This is a genomic window from Micromonospora peucetia, from assembly GCF_900091625.1.
GTDB lineage: Bacteria > Actinomycetota > Actinomycetes > Mycobacteriales > Micromonosporaceae > Micromonospora > Micromonospora peucetia.
The window spans coordinates 677,175-696,084 of the sequence record NZ_FMIC01000002.1 but is presented as its reverse complement, the minus strand read 5'-3'; the positions used below and the strand labels follow the sequence as shown (position 1 = coordinate 696,084).

Annotated in this window: 13 protein-coding genes; 10 read left to right on the top strand and 3 right to left on the bottom strand. The window is 71.9% G+C overall.

The annotated features are described in order from the left end of the window. Positions 1-52 precede the first annotated feature (52 nt). The 7 genes from GA0070608_RS03430 (at position 53) to GA0070608_RS03400 (ending at position 10,819) form a co-directional block, all read left to right on the top strand. Positions 53-322: a phosphopantetheine-binding protein gene (locus GA0070608_RS03430; RefSeq protein ID WP_245715676.1), complete on the top strand. Its 270-nt coding sequence runs from the start codon at positions 53-55 to the stop codon at positions 320-322. After that, positions 315-4,145 (top strand): non-ribosomal peptide synthetase, encoded by a 3,831-nt coding sequence (locus tag GA0070608_RS03425; protein ID WP_091621489.1) that lies wholly within the window; start codon positions 315-317, stop codon positions 4,143-4,145. Before GA0070608_RS03430 ends, GA0070608_RS03425 begins: the two co-directional genes overlap by 8 nt. Then, positions 4,142-5,641 (top strand): MFS transporter, encoded by a 1,500-nt coding sequence (locus tag GA0070608_RS03420; RefSeq protein WP_091621485.1) that lies wholly within the window; start codon positions 4,142-4,144, stop codon positions 5,639-5,641. Before GA0070608_RS03425 ends, GA0070608_RS03420 begins: the two co-directional genes overlap by 4 nt. Next, positions 5,638-6,666, top strand: a complete 1,029-nt coding sequence (locus GA0070608_RS03415) for an ABC transporter substrate-binding protein (protein ID WP_091621482.1) — start codon at positions 5,638-5,640, stop codon at positions 6,664-6,666. Before GA0070608_RS03420 ends, GA0070608_RS03415 begins: the two co-directional genes overlap by 4 nt. 47 nt (positions 6,667-6,713) lie before the next feature. Continuing rightward, complete coding sequence (locus tag GA0070608_RS03410) at positions 6,714-7,772, top strand: FecCD family ABC transporter permease (protein ID WP_218107482.1); 1,059 nt, start codon at positions 6,714-6,716, stop codon at positions 7,770-7,772. Next, the gene (locus GA0070608_RS03405; RefSeq protein WP_091621479.1) at positions 7,769-8,548 is read left to right on the top strand and encodes an ABC transporter ATP-binding protein; all 780 of its coding nucleotides are present in this window, start codon (positions 7,769-7,771) and stop codon (positions 8,546-8,548) included. The genes GA0070608_RS03410 and GA0070608_RS03405 overlap by 4 nt, the downstream gene beginning before the upstream one ends. 1,071 nt (positions 8,549-9,619) lie before the next feature. After that, positions 9,620-10,819, top strand: a complete 1,200-nt coding sequence (locus GA0070608_RS03400) for a histidine kinase (protein ID WP_091621476.1) — start codon at positions 9,620-9,622, stop codon at positions 10,817-10,819. Here the strand turns inward: GA0070608_RS03400 and GA0070608_RS03395 are convergent. From GA0070608_RS03395 to GA0070608_RS03385, 3 genes are all read right to left on the bottom strand, one after another. Next, a complete protein-coding gene (locus GA0070608_RS03395) occupies positions 10,715-11,311 on the bottom strand; it encodes a response regulator transcription factor (RefSeq protein ID WP_425413249.1) in 597 nt (198 codons plus the stop codon). The two genes, GA0070608_RS03400 and GA0070608_RS03395, sit on opposite strands and share 105 nt — an antisense overlap. A gap of 139 nt (positions 11,312-11,450) precedes the next feature. Next, positions 11,451-12,920, bottom strand: a complete 1,470-nt coding sequence (locus tag GA0070608_RS03390) for a SagB family peptide dehydrogenase (RefSeq protein ID WP_091621468.1) — start codon at positions 12,918-12,920, stop codon at positions 11,451-11,453. 42 nt (positions 12,921-12,962) lie between these two features. Next, positions 12,963-15,269 (bottom strand): TOMM precursor leader peptide-binding protein, encoded by a 2,307-nt coding sequence (locus tag GA0070608_RS03385; protein ID WP_091621462.1) that lies wholly within the window; start codon positions 15,267-15,269, stop codon positions 12,963-12,965. A 292-nt stretch (positions 15,270-15,561) separates the two neighbouring features. On the opposite strand from GA0070608_RS03385, the gene GA0070608_RS03380 reads away from it, so the two are divergent. From GA0070608_RS03380 to GA0070608_RS03370, 3 genes are read left to right on the top strand one after another with little or no spacing between them, the layout of a single operon-like run. Beyond that, positions 15,562-16,590, top strand: a complete 1,029-nt coding sequence (locus GA0070608_RS03380) for an AfsR/SARP family transcriptional regulator (protein WP_091621458.1) — start codon at positions 15,562-15,564, stop codon at positions 16,588-16,590. Positions 16,591-16,645: 55 nt separating this feature from the next. Further along, positions 16,646-17,218, top strand: a complete 573-nt coding sequence (locus GA0070608_RS03375; protein ID WP_091621455.1) for an FcoT family thioesterase — start codon at positions 16,646-16,648, stop codon at positions 17,216-17,218. Between the two features lie 36 nt (positions 17,219-17,254). Continuing rightward, positions 17,255-18,823, top strand: coding sequence for a fatty acid--CoA ligase (locus GA0070608_RS03370; RefSeq protein WP_091621452.1), 1,569 nt, complete (start codon positions 17,255-17,257; stop codon positions 18,821-18,823). Positions 18,824-18,910: the final 87 nt, after the last annotated feature.

The window sequence follows — 18,910 nt, the reverse complement described above, 5'->3', positions numbered from 1 at the left end:
GGACGTTCGATCTGCGGTGGGGTCCGGCGGCGCCGACCGTCGGATCCCACCGGTGTCCACCTCGCACGAGATCGAGAGGCATGACGTGGCAGACCAGTTGACGGCGGCGACGATCAGGGCGGACGTCGCCGAGTTGCTCCACCGTCGCCCGGACGAGAATTTCGACACGGAGGACCTGTTCGACTGCGGCCTGGACTCGGTGCGGCTGATGACGCTCATGGAGCGGTGGCGCGACGCCGGCGCCAAGGTCAGCTTCGTCGACCTGGCCGAGCGGCCGACGGTCGAGCACTGGGTGAAGCTGCTGGTGGGCAGTGATGGCTGAGCCGTTGCCGTTGGGCGCCGCGCAGGAGGGGATCTGGACCGGCCAGCAGTTCGACCCGGACAGCCCCGCCTTCAACACGGCCGAGTACGTGGAGATCCGCGGCCCGGTCGACGTGCGGCTGCTGGAGGCGGCGGTGCGCGGGGCGGTCGGCGAGGCCGAGGCGCTGAACGTCGTGTTCGAGGAGGACGCCGACGGGCGCCCGTGGCAGCGCCCCCGCGACGACGGGTCGTGGCCGCTGCACCTGGTCGACACCAGCGCCGAGGCGGATCCGCCCGCCGCCGCGACGGCCTGGATGCGCGCGGACCTCGACACCCCCGTCGACCTGCGCAAGGACCTGCTGTTCCGGCAGGCGTTCCTCCGCCTCGGCCCGGACCATCTCCTGTGGTACCAGCGCGTGCACCACATCGCCCTGGACGGGTACGGGCTGTCCCTCGTCGCCCGCCGGGTGGCCGAGCTGTACACCGCGCTCGTCGAGGGGCGTGAACCCCCGACCAGCACGTTCGGATCGCTCTCCGCCGTCGTCGACGAGGATCGCGCCTACGCCGACTCGGACAGGTACGCCGCCGCGCGCGAGCACTGGACGTCGCGGGCGGAGGGCCGGCCGGCGCCGGTGGTGCTCGCCCGCCGCAGCGGGAAGCTGGCGCGGACGGTGCTGCGCGCCAGCGCGGACCTCGACGCCGCCGGCATCGACGCGCTGAAGACGGTCGCCAGGGCCACCGGAACCACCTGGAGCGAGACCGTCATCGCGGCCTTCGCGGCCTACCTGCACCGGATGACCGGCGCGGACGAGCTCACCCTCGCGCTGCCCGTCATGTCCCGGCTCGGCTCGGTGTCGCTGCGGGTGCCGTGCATGGTGACCAACGTCGTGCCGCTGTGGGTCCGCGTCGAGCCCACCGCCACGCTGGCGGGGCTCGCGGCGCAGGTCGCGGCCGAGCTGCGGGCCGCGCGTCCACACCTGCGCTACCGCTACGAGCAGCTGCGCCGCGACCTCAGGATGGTCGCCAGCGAGCGCAAGCTGTTCGGGCCGTCGGTCAACATCATGCCGTTCGACTACGGCCTGCGCTTCGCCGGGCTTCGCGGCGTCGTGCACAACGTCAGCGCCGGGCTCGTCGAGGACCTGGTCGTGCACGTGTACGACCGGGCGGACGGCAGCGGCCTGCGGGTCGTCCTCGACGCCAACCCGAACTGCTACGACGAAGAGGAACTCGCCGGTCACCTGACCCGGTTCCTGGCCTTCCTGAGCCGTGCGACGGGCGCCGCCGACACGCCGGTCGCCGACGTCGACCTGCTCCTGGACGGCGAGCGCCGGCTGCTGCTGGAGGAGTGGAACGACACGGCGAAACCCCTGCCGGCGGTGACCGTACCCGCGCTGTTCGCGGCACAGGCCGCCGCGACACCGGACCGTACGGCGCTGGTGGCCGGCGACGCCACGCTGACCTTCGCCGAACTCGACCGCCGCGTCGACCGCCTGGCCAGCCTGCTCGTCGCCCGGGGGGCGGGCCCCGACCGGCACGTGGGGCTCCTGCTGCCCCGCACCTCGGAGGCGATCGTGGCGCTGCTCGCCGTGCTCAGGGCCGGCGCCGCGTACGTGCCAGTCGACCCGGACCTGCCCGTCCGGCGGGTGGCGGCGATGCTCGCCGACAGCGCACCCGTCGTGGTGCTCACCACCGAGGCGCTCTGGGCCGGCCACCGGCAGGTGGAGGTCCCGGTCCTGCTCGTGGACACCGCCGCGACCGCCGCCGAGCTGGCCGCGGTGGCCGACCCGCCCGTGCCGGACACCGGCCTCGGGCCGGAGCACGCGGCCTGCCTCATCTACACGTCCGGCTCCACCGGCGTGCCGAAGGGCGTCGTGATCGAGCACCGCGGCCTGGTCAACCTCTTCCACCACCACCGCGACACGATGATCCGGCCGGCGGCCGGCGGCCGGGTGTGCCGGGCCGCGCTGTCCGCGTCGCTGTCGTTCGACACGTCGTGGGAGGGCCTGCTGTGGCTGCTCGACGGCCACGAGCTGCACTTCGTCGACGACGACCGGCGCCGCGACCCCGCCTCGATGCTCGACTACGTCGCCCGCAACGAGATCGACTTCATGGACATCACCCCCACGTACGCCGAGGAACTGGTGGCGAACGGGTTCCTCGACGACGACCGGCGCCGGCCCGCCGTGCTCGCGCTCGGCGGCGAGGCCACCGGTCCCGCGCTCTGGGCGGCGCTGCGCGACGCCGGCATGACCGTCTACAACCTGTACGGCCCCACCGAGTGCACGGTCGACACCCTCTGGTGCCGGCTCGCGGAGAGCGCCGAGCCGATCGTGGGCAGGCCGCTCACCAACACCAGGGCGTACGTGCTGGACCCGGCACGCCGGCTCGTGCCGCCCGGCACGGTGGGCGAGCTGTACTTCGCCGGGGCACCGGTCGCCCGTGGCTACCACGACCGGCCGGAGCAGACCGCGCAGCGGTTCGTCGAGGACCCGTTCGGGTCCCCGGGCAGCCGGATGTACCGCACCGGCGACCTCGCCCGCTGGCGGCGCGACGGCACGCTGGAGTTCCTCGGCCGCGCGGACGACCAGGTCAAGATCCGGGGCTTCCGCATCGAGCCGGGGGAGATCGAGGCGGTCCTGCTCGCGCACCCCGGCGTCGCCCAGGCGGCGGTGGTGCCGCGCGAGGACACGCCGGGTCAGGTGCGACTCGTCGGCTACGTCGTGCCCGTCGGCGACGCCGCGCCGGAACCCGCCGCGCTGCGGCAGTTCGTGGCGGAGCGGCTGCCCGACTACATGGTGCCGCCCGCGTTCGTCGCGCTGGAGGCGATCCCGCGTACCACGAACGGCAAGCTCGACCGTGCGGCGCTGCCCGCGCCGGAGCTGACCGCCACGGTCGACGGCCGCGCGCCCCGCGACCACCGCGAGGCGGTCCTGTGCGGACTCTTCGCCGACCTGCTCGGCCTGCCCGAGGTCGGCATCGACGACGACTTCTTCTCGCTCGGCGGGCACTCCCTGCTCGTCGCCCGGCTGATGGGCCGGGTACGCGCGGAGTTCGGCGTGGAGATCAGCATCCGGACGGTGTTCGAGGCACCGACCGTCGCGAAGCTCGCGCCGGCGCTCGCCACGGACACCAGCGGTGGCTCGACGGAGGTGCTGCTCCCGTTGCGTACGCGGGGGAGTGGGCCGCCGCTGTTCTGCGTCGCGCCGGCCACCGGGCTGGCGTGGTCGTTCGCCGCGCTGCTGGCGACCCTTCCCGACCGCCCGGTGTACGGGCTCCAGTCGGTCGCCGCCGGGGAGTGCGCGAGCATCGCCGACCTGGCCGCAGACCACGTGCGCCGCATCCGCGAGATCCAACCCGTCGGGCCCTACCACCTGCTCGGCGCCTCCTTCGGTGGCCTGGTGGCCCACGAGACGGCCATCCAACTCGCGGAGTCCGGCGAGTCGGTGGCACCGCTCGTGCTGCTCGACTCGTTCCCGGTCCCGGCCGCCTGGCGGGACCTGCCACCGCCCGGTGAGCACGACGCGGCCGCCGCCGTACTCGGCCAGGCCGTGCTGGGCGGCCTCGACGAGGCACAGCGTCGCCTCGCGTACGACGCCTTCGCGCGCAACTCGCGGCTCGCCGCCGGCTGGACGCCCCGGCGCCTCACCGGCGACGTGCTGGTCGTCGAGGCGACCGAAGGCAGGACACCGGACTGGCCCGGGCCGGAGAGCTGGCAGTCCCACGTCGACGGGCGGATCGACGTGCACCGGCTGGACTGCACCCACGACGGCATGCTCGCCGCCGGTCCCCTGGCGCGGGTCGGCGCCGTGATCCCACCTGTCGGCGACCTTCGGAGGGCAGTATGAGCAAACGGCGTGAACGGCTCGGACTCGGCGCGCTCCTCGCCGCGACGTTCATGACCCAGGTGGACGGGTTCGTCGTCAACGTGGCCAGCCCGTCCATCCAGCGCGACCTCGACGCGGGCTTCGACCAGATCCAGTTCGTCGGCGCGGCGTACGTGATCGCGTTCGGGGCCCTGATGGTCACCGGCGCGCGGCTCGGCGACCGCGTCGGGCACCGCACGGTGTTCCTCTGGGGCGTTGCGGGCTTCACGCTCACCTCGCTGCTGTGCGGCATCGCAGCGGACGCAGACCTGCTCATCGTGGCCCGGTTCCTGCAGGGCGCCACGGCGGCGTTCATGGCCCCCCAGGTGCTCGCGATCATCCGGGCCACCGTGCCGGACCCGGACCGGCTGGCGAAAGCCATCAGCGTCTACGGCGTCGTGATCGGCCTCGGCGTGATCAGCGGCATCGCGGGCGGCGGTCTCATCGTCGAGGCGGACATCGCCGGCCTCGGCTGGCGGCCGGCGCTGCTCGTCAACGTGCCCGTCGGGATCGCGATCCTGGCGTTGGGCGGGCTCCTGCCGCGTACCGTGCCGAAGGCGCCGCACCGGCTCGACCTCGCGGGCGCGGCGCTCACCATCGTGGCGGCACCTGCCCTGCTCGTGCCGCTGGTCTTCGGGCCGGGCGGCCCGGCGTGGCTGTGGCTCGGCGTACCGGTCGCGCTCGTCGTGTCCGTGGTGCTCGTGAACCAGCAGCGGCGCCTGTACCGCGACGGCGGCGATCCGTTGTTCCCGCCGCGGGTCGTCACCGCCCCCGGGATGCGGCTGTCCCTGCTGACCGTGCTGGCCCTGTTCGCCACGAACTCGGGGCTCTTCCTCGTGTTCACCTACTACCTACAGACCGGGCTGCGGTTCACGCCGCTCACCGCGGCGCTGATGTTCGTGCCGCTCGGGATCGGCTTCTCGCTGGGCTCGGCGGCGAACCGGCGGGTGGGACGCCTCGTCTCGTCGCCGACCCCGGTCTGGGGCTGCGGCCTGCTCGCCGCCGTTCTGGTGGCGAGCGCGGCGGTCGTCCAGGCACCGGAGTCCACCCAGGCACCCATGCTCGTCGCGGTGGTCACGCTGGCCGGCTTCGGGCAGGGCCTGGTCGTCTCGCCCCTGGTGGCCGGGATCCTCGGCCGGGTCAGGCCCGCCGAGGCGGGCGCCGCGTCCGGCATGGCGACCACGGTGACCCAGTTCGGCCTCGCGCTCGGGGTCGCGGTCGCGGGGGTCTGGTACCGCACCGTGCTCGGCGCGACGCCCGGTGACCCCGGCGTGCCCTTCGCCGACCACGCGACGGCCTTCGCGGCCACCGCGCTCCTGCTCGCGGCTTCCGCGACCTGCGCCGGCCTGGTCAGTGTCCGTCTGCACCACCTGCCCGGGCCAACGGCCGTGGCAGCGACCGTGCCCGCGCCAGCGGAACCGGAAGGGGCGGCGGCGCCGACGCCCGTCGCCATGTCAACCAGTCGGAGGACCGGATGAAACTCAAGCGTTTTCCCCTCGCGGCGGCGGTCGCCGCCCTGCTTCTCTCGACGGCCTGCACGACGGTCAGGAGCGAGGCCGAGCTGTCGAACGAGCCGGTGACGGCCGGCTACCCGGTGACGATCACCAACTGCGGCAAGAAGTACACCTACGACCGGCCGCCGAGCCGGGTGGTCGTGATGAACGGCGGTTCGGTCGCGGAGGCCTCCGCGCTGCTGGAGCTGGGTGTCGCCGACCGCGTCGTGGCCAACGCGCAGTCGTACGGCGCCTCGGAGATCGACGGCCGGGTCGACGCGCTCAGGAAGCTGCCGACGGGGAACATCAAACTCAACGACATGGCGGACATCCCGCGCGAGGCCATGATCGGGCTGACGCCGGATCTGGTGATCTCCACGTACGACGGGGGTTTCCGCGCCGAGGCCGGCTTCGCCACCCGCGACGACCTCGCGGCTGTCGGGGCCAACACGTACGCGCCGAAGAGCTCGTGCGGCGAGGTCGGCACGGTGACCGGCACGCCGACCATCGAGGACAGCTACGGGCTGCTGCGCGACCTCGGCACCATCTTCGGGGTGTCCGAGCGCGCCGAGAAGATCATCGCCGACTCCCGGGCGCACATCGCCGGCGTCGGGGCGAAGACCGCGAACCTGCCGAAGCAGAAGGTCATGCTGATCGTCCCCGGCATGGCGATGGGCGGGGAGTTCAGCTCGGTCGGTGGCAACGGGATCTGGAACGACATCATGGCCAGGTCGGGTGCGGTGAACGCCTTCGCGGGCGCGACCGACCAGATGTTCGCCAACCTCTCCCGCGAGCAGGTCGCCAAGGCCGACGTGGACGCCGTGCTCGTCGTGAACTACATGTCGAAGGATCCGGACGCGGACGCGCGGAAGCTGCTCGCCCAGTTCCCGCAGTGGGACGCGGCCAAGAACAACCGCTACGTGGTGTTGTCCGACTCGATCTATCTCGGCCCCAGCAACCACCTGGCGGTCGAGAAGATCGCGCGGGCCGTGCACCCCGAGGCGTTCTGACCGCCATGGCCACCTTGTCACGTTCCACGAACGGCCGGGTGCAGGCCGTGGCGAAGCGCACGACCGCCCGCCCGGCGCCGCTGCACGGCGCACCGCTCCCGCTGTGCCTGCTCGTGCTCGGCCTGCTGCTGGTCATCATGATCCTCGTCGCGGCGGCCGTCGGGTCGGTTCAGGTATCCGTCGGCGACACCGGCCGGATCGTCTGGGCACACCTGACCGGGTCGACCCCGGCGGTGGACCCGGCGCACGACCAGATCGTCTGGACCTTCCGGATCCCACGGGTGCTGCTGGCGGCGCTGTGCGGCGCCGGGCTCGCGGTCGCGGGCGTCGTGTTGCAGGCCCTCGTGGCCAACCCGCTCGCCGATCCCTTCATCCTCGGGGTGTCGGCGGGTGGCTCGGTCGGCGCCGTCACCGTGATGGCGCTGGGCGCGGGCGCGGCCGGCGGACTCGGGGTGTCGGGCGCGGCGTTCCTCGGCGCGATGCTGGCGGTGGCGCTGGTGTTCAGCCTGGGCCAGCAGCGCGGCCGGCTCAACCCGGTCCGGCTCGTGCTCGCGGGGGTCGCGATCAGCTACGTGTTCACGTCGATCACGAGCCTGCTCCAGTTGCAGACGACGCCCAACAACATGCGCCAGATCATGTTCTGGCTGCTCGGTAGCGTCGCGGGCGCCCGCTGGGAGCAACTCCAGGTCGCGGGCGTGGTCGTCCTCGCGGTGACCGTGCTGCTGACCCTGTACGCCCGACAGTTCAACGCGCTCGTCACCGGCGACGAGTCGGCGACCGCCCTCGGGATCGACGTCAAGCGGCTGCGGATCGTGTCGATCGTCCTGACGGCGCTGCTCGCGGGCGTGCTCATCGCCGTGGCCGGCGGCATCGGTTTCGTCGGGTTGATGGTGCCGCACCTGGTACGGCTCGCGTTCGGCGTGGACCACCGACGGGTCCTGCCCCTCGCGGCACTCGTCGGCGCGCTCTATCTCGTGGTCGTCGACCTGCTGTGCCGGACCGTCGACCCGCCGAACGAACTGCCCCTCAACATCCTGACCGCCCTCTTCGGCGCACCGTTCTTCATCTGGCTGATGCGCCGGGATAGGAGCCTGTCCCACTCATGAAGCTTCAGGTGCAGCGGGTCTGCGTCTCCATCGGCAGTACGCCGATCCTCCGCGACGTCAACCTGGACATCGCGTCCGGCGAGGTCGTCGGCCTGATCGGGCCCAACGGCAGCGGCAAGTCCACGCTCCTACGGACGATCTACCGGTCGGTCCGCCCGACTGACGGCCAGGTGCTGCTCGGCGACGAGGACGTCTGGTCGCTGTCGGCGCGGGCCGCCGCGCGGCGGACGGCAGCCGTGTTGCAGAACAGCCCCACGCCGCCGGGGCTGACCGTGCAGGAGGTCGCCGCGCTGGGGCGGACGCCACACAAGGGGGTGTTCGCCCGGGAGACCGCCGAGGACCACGACATCGTCGTCGACGCGTTGGAGCGTACCGGGATGTTGGGGCACGCGGACCGGATCTACGGTTCGCTGTCCGGCGGCGAGAAGCAGCGGGTGCTGCTCGCCAGGGCGCTCGCCCAGCAGCCGCAGCTCCTGGTGCTCGACGAGCCGACCAACCACCTGGACATCCGGGCCCGGTTCGAGCTGTTGGAACTGGTGCACACGCTGGGGGTCACCACGCTGGCGGTGCTGCACGACCTGGATCTCGCGGTGCGCAGCTGCGACCGCCTCGTCGTGCTGGACCGCGGGAAGGTCGTCGCGGTGGGGCCGGTGCTGGACGCGCTCACGCCCCAGGTGCTGTCCGGGGTCTTCGGCGTCACCGCCGAGACGGAGCGTCACGACGACGGGGTCGTCCGCGTCACGTACGGCGCCCGGCCGCTGGCCAGGGCGGGCTGACCCCGGGGCGAACCGGACGCGCCCGCCGCCCGGCACCCGGGCGGCGGGCGGCGGTCGTCCCTGGCCGGGCGGGCGTCGGCAGTACCGCCGACGGGTCTTCCCCGGCCACCGGCGCCAGCGCGTCCGCCGGCCCGGGAGGATCACCCGGCCGCCGCCGCGCCTGCCCCCTGCGACGGACGGTGGGCAGCGGCCGGACGAGGGCTGGGGACGCGAGACCCGCTGGTCAAACGGTTCCAACGAATTCTGGTTTCCCATGAGGAGGCCGGCTGGACCGCCGCTGGAATGCGTTCTTTCCCATAATCGGTCCGGTTGCCGGGAATTCATGTCGGAGTCACCGGGAGAAAGCTCAGAGTCACTGGGCGAAGCGCGGTCACGGATCTGGCCCCGGCCGTCGGGCGGGGCGACCGGAGGCGGCCGAACTCTGCGGGCTGCCCGATCGGCACGATCCGCGCCCGCGTCGCGCGAGCTCGGCGCGACCTCGTATCGGTGCTGGCGCAGGCCCCGCCACGGCGTCCGGCCGTCCCCCGGTAGGCCCCGACGCCGAGCGGCGGCCCCCGCGTCAAATGTCCCTACTAGAGGATATGACGTGACGGCGGCAAATGTTCCCTAGCATCGATTAGGACCCTTTCGTGCTGCGGTAGCCAGGCAAAGCGGCTTGACGACCGTCATTTTTATATGGAAAGGTCGACACACAAGGGGGAGGGTGTCCGTAGGACACATCGCAATTCGTGGCCGGGAGTCTGTTCAAAAACGTTTACTTCGCGTAACGACTCTGTGAGCTTCGGCGCCCTGCCGGCGTCCGTCGACGGCACGGGTTCTGCGAGCTGACGAGGACCATTCCCGCCGTCGGGTCGATCACTGGGGAGTGTGTCGTGGTTGTTGGATCGACGCCCGGGACCGGGCATCGCGGCCGACGGGGGATCGGCCGGACCGGGTGCGGGGCGAGCCGGCCTCTGGGCGTACGCCGGTTGGGCTAGAGGAACCGGGAGCGCTGCTGCCGTGAACCTCTCCCTCACACCAGGGCGCTCATCCTCGCGGGAGACGGCGCCGCTGCCGGCGCCCCGTCTCGCGATGGGCGTCGTCACCGCCGTCTTCGCAAGCATCAGCCTCATCGGCTTTCTCCACGTCATGTTGCTGCCGGTCAACCCGGTCGCCATCGCGCTGTCGTTCGCGTGCATCGCCGCCCTGATGGCGATGCAGCTGCTGTGGTACGGCCGGGACAACGGGCGACTGCGCACGCCGCTGGGCTACGGCGTCCTGGCCACCCAGGTGGCGCTGGTGTACCTGCCGATCCTGGCCTTCGGTCAGGCGTGGGTCGGCATGCCGGGCTTCCTGGCCGGCAGCGTGCTGCTCGTGCTGCGGGCGGTCACGGCGTGGGTGACCTTCTCCCTCATCGTCGCCTCGATGGCTGTCGCCCAGTGGATCTTCACCCGCGCGCCGATCGACATGCTCTACACCTCGATCTCCACCGTCACGACGGGGCTCGTGGTGTACGGGCTGTCCCGGCTGACCGCGCTCGTCGTCGAGGTGCAGGAGAGCCGCGCGGAGATCGCCCGGATGGCGGTGCTGCGGGAGCGGCTGCGGTTCGCCCGCGACCTGCACGACCTGCTCGGCTACAGCCTGTCCGCGATCTCGCTCAAGATCGAGCTCGTGCACCGGCTGATGGAGAAGTCGCCGCAGGAGGCGAGCGACCAGTTGCTGGAGATCCTGGAGATCTCGCGGGTCGCCCTCTCCGACGCGCGGACCGTCGCCAGTGGTTACCGGGAGCTGTCGCTGGAGGAGGAGTGCCGGTCCGCCGTGTCCGTGCTGTCCGCCGCCGACATCCAGGTGCGACTGGACAGCGACCACCTGGACCTGCCGGTCCAGGTCAGCACGGTGCTCGCCACGGTGCTGCGGGAGGGGGTGACGAACATCCTGCGGCACAGCAAGGCCAAGCACTGCGACATCACCATCCGGCAGACGCACGACGACGCCTGGATCGAGATCGTGAACGACGACCTGGCCGTCGGGCCGCCCCGGGATCCCGGCAGCGGTCGGAACGGGTTGCGCAACCTTTCCGTACGCGCCCAGGAGATCGGCGGCTCGTTGACGGTCGACCACCAGCCTGACCTGTTCCGGCTGCGGGCCAAGGTGCCGCTGCGGCTGGAGCGCCACCAGGCGTCCCGGTCACAGCCAGCCGGCCTCCCGGGCGACCCGGATGGCGTCGACGCGGTTCCGCGCGGCAAGCTTGTTGACGATGGTGGTCAGATAGTTGCGGACGGTACCGACTGACAGGAACATCTGCGCCGCGATGTCGACGGCCTGGAGCCCGTCCGCCGTGAGGCGGAGGACCTCGGTCTCGCGCGCCGTGAGCGGGCACTCGGCGCTGTCCCAGGCGGACATCGCGAGCTGGCTGTCGACGACCCGGCGGCCGGCGGCGACGCTGCGGATGGCCTCGACCAGCTGCTCGGTCGGGGCGTCCTTCAGCAGGAAGCCGGTCGCCTTCGCGGACAGCGCCCGGCGCAGGGTGCCCGGCCGGCCGAGCGCGGTCAGGACCAGAGTGCGGATCTCCGGCAGATGGGCCTGGAGGTCGGCGATCGCGGAGAGCCCGTCCTTGCCCGGCAGGTCGATGTCGATCACGGCGACGTCGGGTCGGAGCCGCTGCGCCATGGGCAGGATCTCCGTGCCCGAGGCGACCGCGGCGACGACCTCGATGTCCGGCTCCAGGTTGAGCAACGCGACCAGCGCATCACGGACCATGTGCATGTCCTCGGCCAACAACACCTTGATCAACTTGGCATCCCCCGTTGGGCCGGCGCGATTAACCCCGTTCTATCACGCGCCCGCACGCATCATGAATGCTCATTCTGCGGGCCACGCGCAAGGGAGCGTAAAGCCTTTTGCGGGCGGCCGACCGACCCATTCACATTCCGTGTACGCCCAGGTGCTCCTCGTTACTGGAAATGTCGTTTTCGGGTAGTCCGATGGCGAATTCGCCGACACCGACCTCCGCCGGCCAGTCAAGTCCGAACGCCGATGCGGAAAGCCTGGCGTCGCCCATGGTGAGGGCGCAGGTGGCGAGCCCGAGCATCGTGGCGACGAGGCAGAGCGTCTGCTGGAGCATGCCGACGTGCTTCAGGGTGGTGGCGTAGGAGATGCTGTCGTACACCCAGGACAGCCGGTCCGCCCGCGCGGTCATGGTGATCAGCACCGGTGGGGGCCGCCGGCCGCCGACGGACACCCGGGCGTTGTCGAGCAACTCGTCGACGTCGGCCGGGTTGGCGTTGACGAGGGTCAGCGCGTGTTCGATCGGGCTGTAGTGGTAGATCCCGCGCCGCAGGTCCGGGCAGCGGTCCACCGTCAGGTACAGCTCCAGTTCGTACAGCGAACCCGCGCTGGGATACGGACGCCGCGTCACCGTGTACCGCACGTTGTCGGGAGCCGTGGCCACCGTCTGCATCCGGACCCGCGCCGCGTGGAACAGCAGCTCCCCGAGATCCCTGGTCGACGGCGCCGCGTCGGCGAACGCGCGGGTCGACCGGCGCCGGTCGACCGCCTCGGTGAGGGGCATCCCGTGCGGAACCGGGACGGGCGGCCGGTACATCGGGATCCGTGGCCCCGCCGGCGCCGGCTTGGCCGCCGCCGGCGGCGGCAGGGTCGCGACGTGGCGGAACGTCGCACCGGCGGGATCGTCGTGCGTGCCGAGCCTGCTGCGCGAGTGGAACAGCAGGTCGTACGGCGACCACACCAGCAGTGTGGGGTCGGAGTCCTCGTGGAACCGCGACGTGCCGGCCTCACCGGCGGCGACCATGCCCGCGCCGACCAGGTAGGCGACGACATCGGCCACCACCGGGAGCGCCAGGCCGACCTTCCGCCCGACCTCGACGCTGGTGGTCGCGCGGGGGAGCGCGCCGAGCACCAGCGACGCCTGCGGCCGGTGCAGCACCACCCGGTGGTGCGACAGCGGAGACTCGAGCACCAGTTCGCCCTCCCGCTGGTGGGCGAACGCGAACCGGGACAGCCTGATCGGTTGGTCCCCGGCCACCTCCGGCAGCTCGAACACCCCCAGCGGGGACACCGGCTGGACGGAGAGCAGCGGAACCGGCGAGTCCCGCGAGCCGAGCGATCGGACTATCCGGCCGGGCAGCCGGTCGAATACCGACCGGAGAACGTCCCGGTCCAGTCCGGCGACGTTGCCGAGCGCGACCGGCCCGTAGGTCATGCGGTGCAGGACCTCCTCGACCGAGGGCGCGGGCCGGCCCACCGGGACGTCACCCCAGCGGCTGAGGACGGTCAGACTGCCGTCCTCAGCCGTCTCGATGGTCACGTCGTCCCGGAAGGACCACAGCGACAGGCTCGGTCCGGGGTGGGACGTGTCGGCGTCGGATGGCAACCTGGCTCCTTGACGGGCGTGGCGGTGCCACGTACGCCCGCTCTACACGAAAAGTGGTATCGGGTTGAGGTTCTCGTACTTCGTGGGGCGGTCGAGCCGGCCGAGCCGCACCGGGACGTCGAACAGCCGGCCCGGCGCGAACCTCGCCCAGAAGCCGCGCATCCCCGGCACGATGGCCTTCACCACGGGAAGCCCGACGTCCGGACGGGTCTGGTCGAGCACGAGCACGTCGAGCCCCAGTGCCTCCAGCCGATGCTGTACCGAGCGGACGTCCTGGAGCAGGTCGTCCGTCGGGGTGTGGCGGTAGTCGGCGAGCCGGCGGGCCGGCACCGCGGGATCGGGCCGCAGGTAGGCGTCCCCGGCCCAGGTGGCGGTGCGCCACCACCGCACGGCGTCGGGATCGGACCAGCCGTACCGGTCGTCGTCGTCGCCACCGACCTCAGCGACGGTCGGCATCAACTGGTTCATCTCGGTGAGGGCCCGGACCAGCGCCGCCCGCGGATCCGGGTGTGCGCCGAAGCCGAACATGATGTCCTCGCACCGCTTGTCGGTGCGCCGGGACAGCGCGGCCATGGTGGGGATCCCGACATCCGACGACACGTCCAGGACCCAGACCTCGCGGTGCAGGCCCGCGTAGACCTCCCGCAGCTCGTCGATCCAGCGGTCGCCGAAGCTGTCCAGGTCGACCGCGGGGGCCCGGGTGCGGTTGTACCACCAGAGGGCCACCGCGTCGCGTTCCACCAGCTCCAGCAGGCCCTGGAGCAGCGCGTCCTCCAGACTGCTGCCCGCCGCGTTGCCGTTGGAGTCCGCGCACAGCGACATGCCGCCGTGCTGCTCCGGCACGTTGAAGTAGAGCATCGGGGTGGGCAGCAGGCGGTGCCGCTGCTCGGTGAGCGACCACACCGGGGTCCAGCTCGTCACGGCCGCGTCGTCGAACGGCGCGCACACATACTGGAACGGCGAGCAGGTGGCGTTCCAGCGTGCCCGGTCGGCGTACTGCCGCTCGTCGAACAGCAGGCAGCGGTCGGGGTGCACGGCGGTGTCGGCCAGCTCGGTGTAGCTGCCGGTGACGTAGGCCTCGTCGCCGTGGAAGTAGGCGCTGTGCCGCTCGATGGCCTCGCACAGCGCGCTCACCTCGGCGTGCACGGGGGTGATGCCCTTGCCGCCGTTCTCGGCCCGCAGCGCGAAACGCATCTGCTCGGCGTTCCTGCGGGTGGTCATCGCCAGGTTGGGGCCGGAACGGAACGAGTTGAGGAAGGCCGGGCCCCGCCCGTCGCGGGTGATCTCCTTGACCACGCCGCTGACCGGGCTCACCAGGTGCCCGTAGTCGTGCAGCACCCGCTCCGGCGGCAGAGCGCGGTGGCTGCCGCCGGAGCGGGACGCCTTCGGCCGGCTGCGCAGCGGCACCGGGCGGAACGCCCGTTCACGCTCGACGCCGGGATCGCCGCACCCCGGGCACTGCGGCCGGGCGCGTACCTCGTGGTGGGTGCCGTGCAGGGTGACGCTGTCCATCGTCCACACCGCCCGCTGCCCGTCGTGCCGGAGCCCGGCCGTCCACTTGGCGGCCTCCAGGGCCACCAGATGCAGGGCGGCGGCGCCGAGCGGCGGCAGCGACACCGGGGGAGCGGTGATCTGGGTGCCGGAGCCGACGACGGCGCGCAGGCGCGTCTCGGCCTGGCGGTGACCGCGCAACCGGTGCGCCAGGCAGTGCCAGCATCCCGTCCCGGCGGCCGGGTCGAACACCGGCCCCACCCACACCTGTGCGCCACCGGGCTTCGCGAGGAGCCAGGGCCGGCCTGCGGCGCGATGTGCGGCGTCGACGGCAGTCAACTCCTCGTCGAGGTAGTCGTCACAGAGCACAACCGATAAGTCGGAGGGCGGGGCGGAAAAGTTCCCGGAGACCCGCGTGACGGTCAGGCCGGCCGCGCGCAGCGCGTCACCAGCCGCCGCGGCATCCTCCGAACGGCCGCCGACGCGGACCAGGTCGACCCGGGCGGCGGTGGTGGCCCGTACGGCGGCGGCCGGGTCCAGGCCCGCCGACTCCCAGTACGCGAGCGCGGACTCGTCGGATCCCGTTTCCTGCGCGGGCCGCAGCGTCACCAGGCCGGCGTCGACGAGCCGCCGGACGACCGCGCCGATCTCGGCGGGCGAGATCCCGGCAGGACTGTCCCGCACGAGTGCCGCGAGGTCACGGGTGCCGTCCAGCAACGGGGCCAGGGCCTCGACGTGTGCCCCGCTGACCGAGGTCGCCCCGCGCTCGGACAGCAGGTAGACGGCGTCACCGCGCACCACGTGGGCCCGAAGGTGCCGCTTGAACCCGACGCGCAGCTGTGCATCCCCACCCGACATGGCTGCTCCCTGCTCGACCAGTGCCGCTCCAGCGACACTCCAGCGTGCCTCCAGCCCAGCCTTCCGGCAGCGCACGGTGCGGGCAAGTGCCGCCGTCACGTGCTGTCCCTCGTTTGGTCACTCCGGTGCATGACGCGGTCACTATCGGCTCGACCTTCGCTTGGAATAGCGTGGAACCCTGTCCTGACTCCCCCTGGTCGGAATCGTCGCTCCCGTCGCGGAACCAGTACGCCGACACCACTAGTCGGCGGCGGGAAGTGCGGTCGTTCCGACTGATAGCGAGGTCGGCGAAATGGTTACCAAGTTTGCGGAACTGGGATCGATGTCGAACGAGGAGAAACTGACGCTCCTCGCCGCGTTGCTGGAGTCGGCGGCCGACCCCGCGACGGAGGTCCGGCGTACCGAGCCGCCACCTGCCGTGCCGCCCCGGCACCCGGCGGGAAACCCGCTCGCCGGGCTGCGCTTCGAGCTGCTCGGCCCCCTGGTCATCCGGCACGGCGGGGTCGACATCGCCCCGAGCGCACCGAAGCTGCGACTGGTCCTGTCCGCGTTGCTGTTCAACGCGAACCAGCCGGTCGGCGCGTCGGTGCTGGTGCGGGAGCTGTGGAGCTCGGGGGCACCACGCACCGCCCACGCCACCCTTCAGACGTACATGTTCAAGGTGCGCAAGCTGTTCCGCGGTGTGCTCGGCGGGTCCGTCGAGGACATCGCGCGGGACGTCCTGCTGACCTGCTCCGGGGGCTACACGCTGCGGGTGGACCCGAAGCAGCTCGACATCGTCGAGTTCGACGAGCTGGTCACGGCGGGCACCGCGGCGATGCACGCGGGCGACTACGAGCAGGCCGGCGCGCACCTGCGCCGGTCGCTGGCGCTGTGGCGCGGCAACGTCGTGCACCAGGGCCAGTGGGGCCCGCAGCTGCGCGCCCAGGCGGCGCGGCTGGAGGAGCGGCGGTTCTACGCGTACACCACCAGGATCGACGCCGACCTGTGCCTGGGCCGGCACCGGGAGGCGACCTCCGAGCTCGCGTCGCTGGTCGTGGAGCACCCGCTGCACGAGTCGGCGCACACGATGCTGATGCTCGCGCTGCACCGGTCCGGTCGCACGCCGGCCGCGCTGGAGGTCTATCTGCGGTTCCGGCGGCGGATGATGGGCGAGCTCGGCATCGAGCCCTCGGAGCGGATCCAGGCACTGCACCTGGCGCTGTTGTCGCCCGACCCGCTTCTCGCCGATCTGTCGCTCACCTCCGACATGCTGCTGGACCGGCTCGTCGGTCGGGTCCGTCATGGGCGTCGGCTGAGTTCTTCCGCTGTTACCGGGTGATGGACCGGCCGCGATTACCTTCAATTTCGCACTCGTGCGCATAGGAGGAATAGCAATGACCACATCGCCGGTGAAGAACAGCGTGTCGATCGGGCGTGCGACTTTCGCCAACGACCCGGGACTGCTTTCGGACGTGCTGCGCCCGTACGCGAGGCCGAGGACCCAGTACCTGAAGTCCGCGACGGTCACCGTCGCCAACGGGCTGGCGAGCGCCGAGGGTGAGTTCGCCATTCCGTACCCGTGCTACATCGACGACACAGGGCACCTCAACTCGGTCGAGGTGAACATCTGTTTCAACCAGCTCATGTACTACCTGATCGCCAAGTGCGTCCAGGACCGGGCCGTTCCCGCGCTGGCCGCGTGGACCATGGACGACTACTGGGCCAAGCAGCTTCCGGACATGCTCATCGCGAACTTCACCAGCAAGTTCCGGCGGCCGATCGACTCGTCGTCGTTCCACGGCGAGGTGTCCTTCGCCGAGTTCAGCGAGCGCAACCGCAGCCGGCCGGTCCAGATCATCGACATGCCGTGGCGCTTCTGGGACACCCAGGGCGGCGTCGCCGAGGGCGAGGTGCGGATGGCGCTGGTCAACCCGCCCGGCATGCGTTTCCAGGCCGACGCGGCGTGAGCCGCCCCCACCCGTACGTCCCCTGAGGAGGACCCGGTGACTGTTCAGTTGCGCACCCTCGTCGACGTGGTGCGCAGGCACGCCGTCCAGCAGCCGGACGTCGTCGCCGTGGTCTGCGAGGGCCGGCGCGTCGACTACGCCACCCTGCACCGCGTCAGCAACCAGGTCGCGCGTGGCCTTCAGGCGGCAGGCCTGCGCCCCGGCGACCGCATCGCCTACCTGGGCAAGGAGTCCGAGCACTACTACGAGCTGCTCTTCGGCGCCGCCAAGACCGGTGTGGTGCTGGTGCCGATCAACTGGCGGCTGGCTGCCGGCGAGGTCGAACACATCCTGCGCGACTCCGGCGCCGCCCTGCTGTTCGTCGACTCCGACTCGGCCGCCACCGCCGAGAAGCTGGCGCCGGAACTGCCGACCCTGAAGCGGGTGGTCGGGCTCGACGAGCCGGGCACCGCCGGTGCCGGCTTCGCGGCCTGGGTGGCGGCGCAGCCGGACGCCAACGTGCTGGCCAGGATCACCCCCGACACGCCGCTGGTGCAGATGTACACCAGCGGCACGACGGGGCTGCCCAAGGGCGTCGTCCTCGCCCACCGCAGCTTCTTCGCGGTACGCGCGGCGCTCGCCTCGGCGGAACTGGACTGGATCGACTGGCGCGAGGGCGACGTCAGCCTCGTCGGGATGGCCGGATTCCACATCGGCGGCCTCTGGTGGGCGACGCAGGGCTTCGTGTCGGGCGTCACGAACGTGGTGATGCGCGAGTTCACCACGGCGGGCGCGGTCGAGCTGATCAGGACGCTGCGGGTCACCACCGCCTGCCTGGTGCCCGCGATGCTGCGGCTGCTGCTGGCCGAACCCGGCGTCTCCAGCGACGACTTCACCTCGCTGCGCAAGGTGGTCTACGGCGGCGCGCCCATCTCGGCCGGGCTGCTCGCCCGCTGCGTCGAGGGCTTCGGCTGCGAGTTCGCCCAGATCTACGGCCTGACCGAGACCGGCAACACGGCCATCTGCCTGCCCCCGGCCGACCACCGGCCGGACAGCGGCAGGATGCAGGCGGCGGGACGCCCCTACCCGGGCTTCGAGGTCAAGGTCGCCGACGGCCAGGGCGAGCCGCTGCCACCCGGCGAGGTCGGCGAGGTCTGGCTGCGTACGCCGGCGGCGATGGTGGAGTACTGGAACCTGCCGGAGGCCACGGCGAGGACGCTGGTCGACGGCTGGGTCGTGACCGGGGACGCCGGAGTGCTGGACGAGGACGGCTACCTGTTCATCCGCGACCGGATCAAGGACATGATCATCGTGGCGGGGGAGAACGTCTACCCGGCGGAGGTCGAGCACGTCATCGGCCGCCACCCGTTGGTCGCCGAGTCGGCGGTCGTGGGTGTGCCGGACGAGCGCTGGGGCGAGGCCGTGCACGCGTTCGTGGTGCCGGTGGAGGGCCAGCAGCTCACCGAACGCGACCTGGCCCTGCACCTGCGCGGCAGGCTCGCCGCCTTCAAGCAGCCGCTGCACTACGAGTTCATCGACCGGGTGCCCCGCAACCCCAGCGGCAAGATCCTGCGCCGCGAGCTGCGTGAGCGGTTCTGGCAGGGCCACGAGCGCAGGGTGAGCTGACCGCGATGAACCCGCGGGCCCCCGGCACGAAGGTCGTCCGCCGGGGAACACCCGCACCCGTCTCGTCTCCGTGCCCGCCGCCGGACC